General features: G+C 58.9%; 8 protein-coding genes. 5 read left to right on the top strand and 3 right to left on the bottom strand.

The genetic code is table 11. From position 1 onward, the window contains the following. The first annotated feature begins 9 nt into the window (after positions 1-9). Positions 10-705 carry a hypothetical protein gene (locus tag Poly24_RS01325; protein WP_197452237.1) on the top strand — a complete coding sequence of 232 codons (696 nt, stop codon included), beginning with the start codon at positions 10-12 and terminating at the stop codon, positions 703-705. Beyond that, positions 684-4,028, top strand: a complete 3,345-nt coding sequence (locus Poly24_RS01320) for an ATP-binding protein (protein ID WP_145089370.1) — start codon at positions 684-686, stop codon at positions 4,026-4,028. The genes Poly24_RS01325 and Poly24_RS01320 overlap by 22 nt, the downstream gene beginning before the upstream one ends. Before the next feature lie 59 nt (positions 4,029-4,087). Here the strand turns inward: Poly24_RS01320 and Poly24_RS01315 are convergent, their stop codons facing one another. The 3 genes from Poly24_RS01315 to mnmG all read right to left on the bottom strand — a co-directional run bounded on the left by Poly24_RS01315 (position 4,088) and on the right by mnmG (position 8,198). Continuing rightward, positions 4,088-5,305 (bottom strand): sensor histidine kinase, encoded by a 1,218-nt coding sequence (locus tag Poly24_RS01315; RefSeq protein WP_197452236.1) that lies wholly within the window; start codon positions 5,303-5,305, stop codon positions 4,088-4,090. Positions 5,306-5,394: 89 nt separating this feature from the next. Continuing rightward, positions 5,395-5,982, bottom strand: a complete 588-nt coding sequence (locus Poly24_RS01310) for a response regulator (RefSeq protein WP_145089364.1) — start codon at positions 5,980-5,982, stop codon at positions 5,395-5,397. Positions 5,983-6,269: 287 nt separating this feature from the next. Beyond that, positions 6,270-8,198, bottom strand: a complete 1,929-nt coding sequence (gene mnmG / locus Poly24_RS01305) for a tRNA uridine-5-carboxymethylaminomethyl(34) synthesis enzyme MnmG (RefSeq protein ID WP_145089361.1) — start codon at positions 8,196-8,198, stop codon at positions 6,270-6,272. A gap of 238 nt (positions 8,199-8,436) precedes the next feature. On the opposite strand from mnmG, the gene Poly24_RS01300 reads away from it, so the two are divergent. From Poly24_RS01300 to holA, 3 genes are all read left to right on the top strand, one after another. Beyond that, entirely contained in the window at positions 8,437-10,341 is a 1,905-nt protein-coding gene (locus Poly24_RS01300; RefSeq protein ID WP_145089358.1) for a hypothetical protein, read from the top strand. A gap of 93 nt (positions 10,342-10,434) precedes the next feature. Next, positions 10,435-11,388: an Rpn family recombination-promoting nuclease/putative transposase gene (locus Poly24_RS01295; protein ID WP_145089355.1), complete on the top strand. Its 954-nt coding sequence runs from the start codon at positions 10,435-10,437 to the stop codon at positions 11,386-11,388. 113 nt (positions 11,389-11,501) lie between these two features. Further along, positions 11,502-12,560 (top strand): DNA polymerase III subunit delta, encoded by a 1,059-nt coding sequence (holA, locus tag Poly24_RS01290; RefSeq protein WP_145089352.1) that lies wholly within the window; start codon positions 11,502-11,504, stop codon positions 12,558-12,560. Positions 12,561-12,597: the final 37 nt, after the last annotated feature.

The following is a 12,597-nucleotide window of genomic DNA, read 5'->3' as shown; positions in this document are numbered from 1 at the left end:
TTGAGTCCAATGCAACGACTGTTCTTGTGGTCGCTTGCGGTCAGTCCCGGGGGCGGGCTGTATCTGAAAGAGGCGAAGGTGAAGCCGACTCCCGCCGGCAACCGCAAGCTGTTGGAGAAGCAAGGCTTGACGAAAGAGAGCGGCCGGCCGACCTATGTCGAATTGACCGATGAAGGTTGGTTGTGGGTGCAAGAGCATCTGAACGAACCGATCGACACGCGGAGCCCACGGATTAAAGACGTTTTCGCCGGTTTGACGCAGCTGTTGGCCAGTTATTTTGCCAGCCAAGATCAAACGCTGTCGATCGGTCAGATGATTCATCAAGCTCAGGATTATCAGCGTCGTGTGGCGGAGGAAACTGCAGAAACCGTTCGACAAGAGTCTGCCGCGGAGCCTGGGCTGCAGGATCCAAACGGTCTCCCGGAGGCGATTCAACAAGCCTGCTTGCTGTTGACCGAAGGACAATTCAAGCAACGCGTGCGACTGGCGGAGCTGCGACCGCTGCTAGACTCTTACGCACGCAACGATGTCGACGATGCGCTGTTGGCGATGCAGCGTCGGGGAGAGTTATCGATGATGCGGCTGGAGAACCCACTGGAGATCGGTGCGGCCGATCGCGATGCGGCATTAACAACGATCAGCGGACAGGAAACTCACATTTTGTATTTGCAAGGAGCAAGCCCATGCCAACCTCAACTGCAGTAGATATCGCCGTCGACGCAATGCGCCGCGTGACTTTTGATTGCGCGGTCCGGCTGCAAGATGTGTGGGTCGATAACCCAACGGATGTCCGCAAGCTCCACGAGCCGCTGAGGATCGAATTTGCGAATCGGTTGGCGGAGATTCGTCAGAATCCGCAGGCAGGGATTATGGGCTGGCCGATCGTCGGTCCCGGTGGAGCGGGGAAGACGCATTTGTTGGGCGATTTCCGCCGGTCGGCGATCGCAGCGGACGCGGCGTTTGTTTTGGTCGACATGACCGACGTTCGCGACTTTTGGGAAACGTTGTTGCAGGGGGTGATCGATTCATTGCAACAGGATGTCGACGAAGGCCGGACGCAGCAGGAACTGTTGATGCGTCGCTTCGTTAAGTTATTGTGTCCCCAGAGGCCGGTGCATGAGGTGCTCGTGACACTGACACAAAACCGTCCGCAAACTTTGAAGCGGAACATCGACAAGATCCTTGGTTACCTGCAGAGGTACAACGGGGGACGCCATCAGACCAATACGCTTAAGCATCAGGATGCGATTCGGGCGATCTGTTGCTTGAATTCTGAGGACATCGAAACCCAAAGCGTCGGTTACGCGTGGTTGCAGGGGCAGCAGTTGGAGTCTCAGGCTTCGCAGGGATTCGGATTCGTTCGCGATGTTGCACTGCCGCGCGAGATCATCAAGGGAATCATTTGGTACATGAGTCTTAACGGGCCGACCGTGGTCGCGTTTGACCAGTTGGATCCGATTGTGCATCAAGTCGGGCAGCGTCAGTTTCGCGATGTCGCCGAACAGGAGCAGGCTGCGTCGGACCAAATCGTCCAGCAGATCGGTGCCGGGCTGGCGTCGATGCGCGAACTCGAATGGACGTTGCCGATCGTTGCATGCATTGAGTCGACATGGCACATTTTGCCCGAGATCTGCTTGGCCAGCCAATTGGATCGGTTTCATGAACCGAGCGTGCTGCAGCCGACCTCCGATGGATCGATCGCTGAAATGATCGGCAAACGGCTCTCCGATGGCTATCGGAAAGCTGGATTCGAGCCTCCTTATCCCACTTGGCCGTTCACCTCCGATGCGCTGGCGCAACTGTCCGACAATACGCCTCGACATGCCTTAAAGGTCTGCGACCAGTACCGCCGCAAATTCTTGACGCAGCAAGCTGTCGAGGAGGTTTCTTCGATCGAGGCAAAGCCCAATGGAGCTAGGCCGGACAGGTCGGAGTCGAGTCGTCTCGATGACCGATTCCAAGAGTTGCGGGAAGGTGTGGATGCGGAGACGCTCCTGGATGAGAAGGCAGAGGACGAGCGGTTGGCGCCGCTGTATGACGCGGCGATGCGTTGCCTGATGATCGAGCATCAGGACCGAGTCCCCGCTGATGTCGATGTCATTGTCGAACGTGAATTTGCCGGCGGGGCAAACGCGAAACCGTTACATGCTCGGGTGCGATTTGTCTTCCACAACGAGCGAGGTCGGGAGCTGCACTTCTGCGTGCGCGGGCTGGAATGGAAGAATGCCCGCGCGTTCCAAAGTCGCTTGCGTTCGGCGATGACGCAATCCGGAATCGATCGTGATCTTTCCTATCGGCATCTCACCATCGTTCGCCACAAGCCATTGCCGGGAGGTGCGCTGACCCAACAGTTGGTCGACACGCTGCGGAAGCAGGGAGGGCAGCTGGTTCCGTTAAGCATCGACCAATTGAAGACGCTGGCGGCGTTGAACACTCTGTTGCACGAGGACGATCCCGATTTAAATCGCTGGCTTCAAACGCGGACTCCAATTAGTGCGATGTCCGATCTGGCAGATGCTCTTGTGCCACAGTACGTCTTCGATTCCTTATCGCCAAGGACGCCGCAAGATCCCGAAGCCGAGGCGTTCCAAAGTCAGTTTGATTCGACAACGCCCGGTGATGTTGAGACGGCTGAGGAGCAAGTTCCTGTTGACGCTGCAAGCGCGTCGGAACGCAACAACTTGGATGAGGCGACACCCGATCCGTCGCCGAGGAATGGTTCCAAATCGAAGGCAAGTACGTCGCCCGAAATCCGATCGGACCGTTTGCCACTGGGAATGCGCGTTCAAGCGTTTGGCGAATCAACGCTCGTCGAACTGCCGGTTCCAACGCTGGCCAAACATTCGTTGGTGCTCGGTGGTGCGGGATCGGGGAAGACAGTGACGGTTCGACGGATCGTTGAACAAGCGGCTTTGGCAGGGATCCCTTCGCTGATCGTCGATTGTGCCCAAGACATGTGCACGTTCGACGAGCGGCGAGATCTGCCTTCGGAACACTGGGGGCCTGGTGATGCCGAGGCCGCGGCGCAATTCGCACAGCGCGTCGAGCAGGTCGTTTGGACACCTGGGCGCGAGGATGGCAACCCGCTGTGTTTGGAGCCGATCCCCGACTTCAAGGCGCTGCGCAGCGATCCGGCTGAGCTGGATCAAGCGGTGAAAATGGTCGAGGGTTCGCTGCGCGAAATCGTTGGGGCAACGCAGTCGTCTCAGCGCGCTCGTTCCAAGGCGGGGATCCTGTCCCGTTCCCTTTCGTTTTTTGCAGCGCACGCCACGACCTGCTCGCTGCCTGCATACGCCCAAATGCTCGATGAATTGCCCTCGGGGGCGACGGTAGGGGTGCAGAATGAGCAGAAGTTGGCGAGGGAGATCGCAGACAGTTTGAAGGTTGCAATTGTCCAAAATCCTCTGTTGGGCAGTCGCGGGATGAAACTCGATCCGGCGGTACTGTTTGGCGACGAACGAGCCAGCGAGAGGTTGCGGCTGTCGATCATCAGTCTGATCGGATTACCGGGGAAGTCGGCTCAATGCGACTTCATCAATCAATTGGCGATGACTTTGTTCTCGTGGATCAAGAAGAATCCGACACCGCCGGGCGGCCGCGATTTGCGTGGGCTGGTGGTGATCGACGAGGCTCGCGACTTTGTTCCCAGTCAGGGAAGTTCATCGTGTCTGGCAAGTATGCGGCAGTTAGCGGCGCAGGCTCGGAAGTACAAGCTGGGAATTATCTTTGCTACCCAGCATCCCAAAGACATCGACACCAAAATCGTTGGGAACTGTGCAACGCATTTTTATGGGCGGGCCAACTCTCCCGCGTCGTTGCAAACCTTGACGGAGCTGATGTCGGGAAAAGGTTCGCAAGCCAATGACTTTCCCAGGCTCAAAACCGGGGAGTTTTATGTTTCGTTCCCTGATGGTGAATTTGCGGTGCCGGCAAAGATCCAGCTCCCCGATTCGCTGACTGCGGGGCGGTTGTTGGACGAAGCCCAGATCCTGGAGAAAGCAAAAGCGTCGCGGAACCTGGTGCAGTGACTGCCGTGACGCAACATCGACGTTGCTTGTTGCGTCACACCGCCGGAGCCACGATTTCGCTACGTGGCCGCCGGGATCTGCACGGTGACGATGCAACCGGTGGGGCTGCTGTCGATGGCGATCTGGCCGTCGGCTAGTTCGATCACGCGTTGGGCTTTGCAGAGGCCGAGGCCAAGTCCTCGGCCCGCTTCGCGTCCGCTGAAGAATGGATCGAAGGCGTGCCGTCGTTCGCGCTCGTTCAATCCCGGACCGCTGTCGGTGATCCTTAGTCGTAGCATTTTTTTGGAGTGAACCAGGTCGACGGCGATCTGGCCGGGAGGGTGGATCGCTTCGCAGGCGTTTCGCAGCAGGGAACGGATCGCGTCGGCAATCTGTCCGCGATCGATCGTGGCTTGGCAGTCGGGGGCGATCTGCGAGGAGATCGCGATGCCGTCGATCGCGCTGCTGTCGGTGAATTCGGCGACGATCTGGCGGACTAATTCCGAGACGTCTTCGGGGACGCCGGCGCCGGCGATCTTCGGCTGTGGCGGATTGGCGAAGAACATCGCGTCGGCGATCATCTCGTACGCACGCATCGCCTGGTTGACGATCGCCACGAGCATTCGCTTGCGATCGGGAGAGCTTTCGTCGCGGGCGAGACTCTGCGCGCGAGTCGAGATGTTGGCCAGCGGGTTGTTGATCTCGTGGCTGAGCCCGTAAGCAAACTCCTTTAGCGCCGCGAGCTTTTCCGTGTTCAGCGCGTTGTCGAAGTGAGCGTTCGCCGCTGATGCGCGATCAGTGGTTTGCAATAGCCGCGCGAGGTCGAGCTTGTTGCCGCCGAAATCGGGGCATGTCTTGGGGAGGTTGGGGGCGTCGACCAATCGAGGCCAAGCCTGTTGCCAAGCCGATGGGACCTTGGGACCGGTGACCTGCAGCCATCGCTCGGGAGAATCCCACGCGGTGGCGTCGCGGTGCAGTTCGCACCACTGGGGATGGAAGCTTTGTAGATCGCTGGGCGAATCGCTTTGGCGGTCGCTGTCGCGGAACGCAGTTGCTAGCGCAGCGGTAGCCTGGTTGGCTAGGTTGCTGAGCGTAAGGCGAGCCGCGTTATTGGAAGCTGCAGATTCCAACAACATCCAGATCCGCAGTGACGGATCGGATTCCAACAGCGCTCGAAGCGCGTCGGGGTTGGGTTGCAGGAACTGTTGAGCCAGTTGGTTGGCGGTGGCGGTCGACAGCGGCAGCCACCAGCGAGAGCCATTCCACGAGATCGACGGCAGCAGCCCGGTTTGGTTCATGGGGATTCCGCATCGGGCCGGCATCCAGTCGGGCATCGGTTGCGAGACTGGGGGATCGCCGATTTCACTAGCTTACAGTTCGATAACGACTAGTGTTCCGCTTTGCGCTCGATCTCCAGCAGGTCGCAGCCGCGTGCGATCAGATCTTCGATCGCAAAAGGCTTCTGCATGAAGTCGTTGGCACCGGCATCGCGCAGCGATTGAACTTTATCTTGTTCGATCATGCCCGAGATACAGATGATTTGCACGCTATCCATGGCAGGATCGCTGCGGACACGTTGGCAGACTTCCTTGCCATTGATATCGGGAAGCATGACATCGAGAATCACCAGGTCGGGGCGAAACTCTTTGACTTGCATGCCCGCGTCGAAGCCGTTGTTGGCAGTGCGGAGATCGAAGCGACCATCACGCTCCAGTCCTTCGACGATCAGTTCGACCAAATCGACATCGTCGTCAACAACCAGGATCTTCTTCTTGCCGCTCTCGAGGGCATCGGTGGGAATCCCGTTGTCCTTCATGAACGCGTAGAGAAGATCGCGTGGGATCCGACGGAATCGGCTGCCCGGCACGCGGAAGCCCTTGAGCGTCCCGTTGTCGAAACAACGAATGATCGTTTGTTGGCTGACCTTGCAGATCTTGGCAGCCTCGCCCGTGGTAAAGACCGTTTTCGTGGTCATGGAATTCATCCTCCCTGCATGAGCCTGAGTTTGCCAGGCAATCCGTCGCTCCAGTCCGTAAGAACGACCGGCTAAGTGGGACAGTCTGACAGCTTTCAGGATAGCCTAACGCTTCAGATCTGACCCGTCGGCAAAAGCCTGATGCCACATTACCTACCTGCGGCAGGGGCAGCCCACAAGCCGCAATCAACAAGAGCATCCGGCTCTTCCTGAATTGCCAGGTTTACCAACACTGGGAATTATACCTAAAACGCGTGACCGGTCAAGATGAATTCGTTTGGGGCAAGCTACGGCTTTTCAATAGCTTGCGACGACTGGCGGGCTTCTTCGGATGGATCGACGGAGTGAGTGGAGTGAACCTGCGGACGCGATGGTCGCTGGCCGCTTTTTCCCATACCCTGCGACTCCAGATGCGCCAGAAGCAGGGCGATATCCGCTGGCGTGATTCCGCTGATTCGACGCGCTTGGGCGATGGTGATCGGTTGGACCTTTTCAAATTTCTGAAACGCTTCGGTCCTTAGCGAGCGAATATTTTTGTAGTCGAAATCGGCGGGGATCTTCTTCTCCGATAAGCGGTTCATCCGCGCGATCTCGGTCTGCTGCCGATTCACATACCCGGCATACCGCGTGTCGAATTCGACTTGTTGAGCCGCTTCGGCGGAGAGTTCTCGCAGTTGCGGGACGGCTTCTTCGATCTGTTGCCATGTCGTTTCGGGGCGACAGAGGAATTTTGCGGCCGGCTGTCCTTCGATGCGTCCCGCCTTGAGCCACTGGGTCCCCTGGTCGATCTCGGCCAGCTTGGTTTCGAATCGCTGCCAACGCGCCGGATCGACGAGGCCGGCATCGTTGGCGATCTTGGTTAAGCGGCGGTCGGCATTATCCTGCCGCAGGGTGAGTCGATATTCGGCGCGGCTGGTGAACATTCGATACGGTTCGTCGGTGCCGCTGGTGACGAGGTCGTCGATCAGCACGCCCATATAGGCGTCTTCGCGGCCGAGAATCAACGGTTCGCGACCGGCAGCGGTGAGGGCTGCATTGGCACCGGCCAGCAAACCCTGCCCGGCGGCTTCTTCGTATCCGGTGGTGCCGTTGATCTGGCCGGCCAGGAACAATCCATCGACCAACTTGCTCTCCAGGTGAGGGCGAAGCTGTTGGGGCGGGCAATAATCGTATTCGACGGCGTACCCGTAACGCATGATCTGGGCGTTTTGCAGGCCGGGGATCAGGCGGAACATCTGGTCTTGGACATCGCGAGGCAGGCTGGTCGAGACGCCGTTGACGTAGACCTCCTGGGTGTTGAAGCCCTCGGGTTCGAGGAACAGTTGGTGCGAGTCGCGTTCGGCAAAACGAACGATCTTATCTTCGATCGACGGGCAATAACGTGGTCCGGTGCTGTCGATCTGGCCGCTGTACATCGGTGCCCGGTCGAGATTGGCGCGGATCAGATCGTGGACCTGGGCGTTGGTGTGAGTGATCCAGCAAGGCAATTGCGGCGTGGTGATCGCATCGGTCAGGAAGGAGAACGGTTGCGGGTCGTCGTCTCCCGGCTGGCGTTCGGTTTGCGAATAATCGATCGTGCGGCCGTTGAGCCGCGGCGGGGTGCCGGTTTTGAAGCGTTCGAGTTGGAAGCCAAGTCGATGCAGGGCGCCGCTGATCCCGGCCGTTGTCCCTTCGCCGGCGCGGCCTCCTTGGGTTTTCGCTTCACCGGTATGCATGATTGCTTGCAAAAAAGTCCCCGTCGTCAGCACGACGCAGCGGGCGCGGTAGAGCGCGTCCCCTTTGACTTTGACGCCCGTGATCTGGGGTCGTCCGTCGACAGTTTCGGTGACAAGGTCTTCGACAACTTCCTGCCGCAGCCAGAGGTTGGGCTGTTCTTCGATCAGACGTTTGATCTCGATCTGGTACGCCTTTTTGTCGGCCTGGGCACGCGGGCTGTGCATCGCCGGTCCCTTGCGGCGATTAAGCATCCGGAACTGGATCCCAGTCCGGTCGATAGCAATTCCCATCAACCCGCCGAGGGCGTCGACTTCGCGAACGATATGCCCTTTGGCGACGCCACCGATCGCCGGATTGCAGCTCATCTGGCCGACGGTATCGAGGTTGGTCGTCAGCAGGGCCGTCTTGGCTCCCAGCCGGGCCGCCGCCGCGGCAGCTTCGGTTCCAGCGTGCCCGGCACCGATTACTAAGACATCAAAATCGTATTCCGCCGCAAACATATTGTTTACCTAGATGAGCCGTGTGTTTGATTCAAGTTGATCCGCTGAAAATGCCGAACCGACAAAGGAGTGTGCATGATCGGCACGACCCGCAATTTGAGTGCGACAGGAAGAATCAGCATCCGCGACAATGGTTTGCACGTGCAAATCGACGCTCGCGATCGATCTGACCGGAGCAGTAGGACCCATGCGACAAAAGCGAATTCACCGAACATTGGCGGTCTTGTGTGCCATTCCTATGTATTGTTGCACAAACGTCGCCGTTGCCCAGGCACCTGCGATGCAGGCGAGCGTGATTGCATCACCGCCGCCGCAGGACTTCGGAGCTGGCGTGTTCTTGAACAACACCAGCTTTGATATCCCCTTTTCGGTCGAACGGACGGGGGCCCAGCCGGTCGAGGTCCAGTTATTTGTCTCGCGTGACCAGGGAAAGACTTGGAAGTTCTTCGCGCGGCAACCGGCAAACGAAAGCGGATTCCCGTTCCAGGCTCCGGAGGATGGCGATTTCTGGTTCTCCACGCGAACGATCGATGCTCGCGGGATCTCCTACCCCACAGGGAACATGTCGCCTCAGTTGCGGGTGTTTGTCGACACTACGAACCCACAAGTTCAAGCGACCACCGATTCGGACATCAATGGCCAGATCGTGTTGGATTATGCGATCACCGACATTGCTGTCGATGAAAGCTTCATGCAACTGGAATACATGACCGATGCGGTTCGTCAGTGGATGCCGATCACGATCGACGGCCGCCCGGGACGTCGCCCCGAGGACGGCGCGATGGTGGGGCGGATCACTTGGCAACCCCAAACGGATTGGCGCCAGGTCCATGTGCGGATGATCGTTCGCGACAAGGCGGGGAACCAAACGGTGTTTAACGAACAGGTTCAACGCCCTCGCGTGGCGGCCAACCCGATGACCTTTGCCAGCGACCCTCGGCAGCAAGGCGCCGGCATGAACGCCACTCCCGTTTCGGACCGTCTGCCACCCCGCGGCAACGCGATGCCGATGTACTCCCAACCAGCCCCAACCTCAGGCTATCCGCAGCCTGCTTACCAGTCTGCCCAAGCAACCCCCGTTGGCAATTCGGCCTACCCGCCAGCGACGCCACAAACTGGGCTGCCCGCGACCTCGGCAGCCCCGGCACATTCCTATACACATCCGGCCACATCGCAATTCCGCGGCTCGGCCCCAATGACAGCCCGGACGGTCAGCGATACGCAAGGCTTCGGTCTCAATCCGCCAATGCAACAACCGATGGCCAATCCTCACTATGGCACGGCGACCGGAACGTATTCGCCATCGATCGAACCGCCTCACACCTCGACATTGCAACAGCAACCGGCCGCACCACGGGAAGCGTTTCGTCCGCTGCAGGGGACGCAAGTTAGCGCCGTTTCCCCAGCGGAATCTGAACCGCCAGCAGAGCCCGCAGAAACGCGTCAGTCGCGAACGCTGTCACTAAACGATACGCCAAGAGTCACGCGATCGAAGCAGTTCAGTCTGGATTACGAGGTCGAATCGGTAGGCAACGGCGGGGTCGAAGCGGTTGAATTGTGGGGAACTCGCGACGGCGGCCAGACTTGGCAGCGATGGAATGCCGATCCCGACAAACAAAGTCCGTTCGACATCGAGGTGTCCAAGGAAGGGATCGTTGGGTTCCGAATCGTGATCGTAGCCGCTAACGGATTGACCACGCCGCGCCCTGTCTCCGGCGATCCGGCCGACATCTACGTGCTCGTGGACACCACGGCGCCACAGACTCGCGTGACGGGGGCGACGTATGGCGACGAAGGGTACACCGGCTCGCTAATCATCGATTATGCCTGCAACGACGAAAACTTTGGCCCGCGCCCGATCAGCCTCGCCTTTTCCGATTCGCTCGACGGTCCCTGGACAACGATCGCCACAGGCTTAGCGAACACAGGACGCTACATCTGGCCTGCCGATCCACAACTGCCGCGGCAGATCTACTTGCGAGTCGAAGCGACCGACAAGGCGGGGAACGTCGGCGTGCACGCACTGGACGTGCCAATCTCGGTACAAGGATTGTCGCCGCAAGGACGGATCAATGGCTTTCAAACAATCGAAAGTCAACCCGAAGGCACACAAGCCGCTCTGCCCCGAGCAAGCTTTCGTTAGAACTGGCGTCGGTTTCCGCGATTCCGTGCCGCTTGCTGACTGCCCTACAATGCATAGGCATCAAAAGCAAGCGAGACACGGGAGGCTGGGCCGATGTCGGACGACGCCGTCAACAATCCTCACGACCGGTTTGTTCGCCGGTTCTTAGGCGAGATCGATCAGGTTCGCCAGCTCGTGCTGTGGCGTCTGCCGCCAGAGGTCGTGGCGGAGTTGGATCTCGATACCATCGCTCCTGCGAAGCAATCGTTTGTCGATCAGACGTTGCGTGAGAGCCTTTCGGATCTGGTCTTTGAGGTCGCGTTGGCTGGCGGCGGCGAGGCGTTGGTTGTGTTGTTGTTCGAACACAAATCGTCCCCCGATGCGATGACGTCGTTCCAGGTGTTGCGGTATATCTTTGGGGTGTTGGACCAACGGCAGCGGGATTCGCTGCCGTTGCGCTGCGTGATTCCGATCGTGTTGTATCATGGCGTGCGGCCATGGAATGTCGCTCGATCGCTGCCGGAACTGATCGATGCTCCTGCATCGCTGCAGCCCTATGTTCCGTCGTTCACGATGCCGTTGATCGATCTGAGCTGTTGCACCGATGAAGAATTGCGTACCGAATCGCTTTTCTTCGCGTACATGTCGCTGCTAAAATACATCGGGCGCGATGAACTGCCCGAGCGGCTGCCGGAGCTTTTGCGGCTGTTTCGCAGATTGCTCCCCCCGGCGACGGGATTGGCGAGCCTTGAAACGATCCTCCGCTATCTGGTCAGCGGAACCGACCGAGTGACTCGCGACCAGTTGCGAACGGCGGTCGCCGACGCATTGCGAATCGAAGGAGAAAACCTGATGCCAACTATCGCTGAACAGTGGTTAAAAGAGGGGATCGAGAAAGGGGTTCAAGCAGGTGTTGAAAAGGGGGAATGGATCGGCCGGATCCGGACGCTTCAAGAGGTCTTGAGCCGCAAGGTCGATTCTGTCGAGTTGTTGATGTCGCTGCAGGTGAGCGAGCTTCAACAGCTGGCCGGCGATTTGAGCGAAGCGTTGCCAAAAGAAGGGCGTTGAGCTTGAGCGACTGTCGGGTGTTGTCGTGGCAGAAAGCCGCTACAGTTTTCGATTGAAATGCACACCGCTTCAACTGTTCGTCACGTTTATTTGCCCGCCGATCGCATTCGACCATGCCGCTCCTGAACGCTTTTGATCTGCTAACCTCCGCCAACGACTCCGCCCCCAGCGCGGTCACCGTCTTGTTTGGCGACGATCCGATGCTGCGTAGCTGGACGTTGCGAAAGCTGTTGGGCTTGGATGCGGCGGAAGAGGATCGCCCCGATAGCATCGATCTCGATGGCGAACTGGCGGAGTGGAAGGATGTCCGGGATGAATTGCAGACCGGATCGCTCTTTTCGATGGGGCAACCGCGATCGATCGTCGTCCGCGACGCCGACAAATTTGTCTCCAAGTACCGCGCGGAATTGGAGGCGTACGTCGCCAAGCCCTCTTCGGCGGGGTTGTTGTTGCTGGAACTGAAGTCGTTTCCTGGCAACACGCGACTCTATAAAGCGATCAGCAAAACCCATCTGTTGGTCCAGTGTGCGATTCCGACCGGCAGCGGCCGCAGCACTAAGCCCGATCTGAACAAGCTGAAGTCGTTTTTGTGTGGGTTCGTCGCGGGGCGACACCAGTGCAAACTGCAGAAGGGTGCCGCCGAGACGTTGGTCGAGCTGTCCGGCACCTCGCTAGGGCTGCTCGATACCGACATCGCCAAGCTAGCGGTTTGCGTCGAGCGGGGGGCACCGGTCACGGACGACATGGTCCGCAAGTTTGTCGGCGGCTGGCGCAGCAAAACAACCTGGGAGATCATCGATGCAGCGACCGAAGGGAATTCGGGCGAAGCGCTGCGGCAACTGGACCACCTGATCGCCAGCGGCGAGAAGGCGTTTGCACTGCTGCCGCAGATTTCCTGGTCTCTGCGGCGATTGGGGCTCGCCGCCGCGGCGATCGATTACGCGGAGAAGTCGGGCCGACGGATCTCTTTGTCCGACGCGCTGCAACAAGCGGGCTTCCGTCCGTTTGACATGAAGAAGGCCGAAGCCCATCTGCGAAAGATCGGACGCCCCCGCGCTCAACGCATGCTCGGTTGGCTATTGGATGCCGACTTGAAGCTCAAAGGAACCCACTCGACCGACGATCGGGCGCGATGGGTTTTGGAGGAGCTGTTCCTCAAAATGGCTAGCTGAACTGCGGTTTAGCCCGTTTAAGAATGCTTGCAAAGGA

The organism is Rosistilla carotiformis (assembly GCF_007753095.1).
Taxonomy (GTDB): Bacteria; Planctomycetota; Planctomycetia; order Pirellulales; family Pirellulaceae; genus Rosistilla; species Rosistilla carotiformis.
This window is presented reverse-complemented; position numbering and strand designations above follow the sequence as displayed.

What these genes read in the sequence shown, in the direction of transcription:
- Poly24_RS01315 (WP_197452236.1), bottom strand. Translation starts at nt 5,305, where the DNA reads ATGAACCAAACCGGGCTGCTGCCGTCGATCTCGTGGAATGGCTCTCGC.
- Poly24_RS01325 (WP_197452237.1), top strand. Translation starts at nt 10, where the DNA reads ATGCAACGACTGTTCTTGTGGTCGCTTGCGGTCAGTCCCGGGGGCGGG.
- holA (WP_145089352.1), top strand. Translation starts at nt 11,502, where the DNA reads ATGCCGCTCCTGAACGCTTTTGATCTGCTAACCTCCGCCAACGACTCC.
- Poly24_RS01310 (WP_145089364.1), bottom strand. Translation starts at nt 5,982, where the DNA reads ATGACCACGAAAACGGTCTTTACCACGGGCGAGGCTGCCAAGATCTGC.
- Poly24_RS01300 (WP_145089358.1), top strand. Translation starts at nt 8,437, where the DNA reads ATGTATTGTTGCACAAACGTCGCCGTTGCCCAGGCACCTGCGATGCAG.
- Poly24_RS01320 (WP_145089370.1), top strand. Translation starts at nt 684, where the DNA reads ATGCCAACCTCAACTGCAGTAGATATCGCCGTCGACGCAATGCGCCGC.
- mnmG (WP_145089361.1), bottom strand. Translation starts at nt 8,198, where the DNA reads ATGTTTGCGGCGGAATACGATTTTGATGTCTTAGTAATCGGTGCCGGG.
- Poly24_RS01295 (WP_145089355.1), top strand. Translation starts at nt 10,435, where the DNA reads ATGTCGGACGACGCCGTCAACAATCCTCACGACCGGTTTGTTCGCCGG.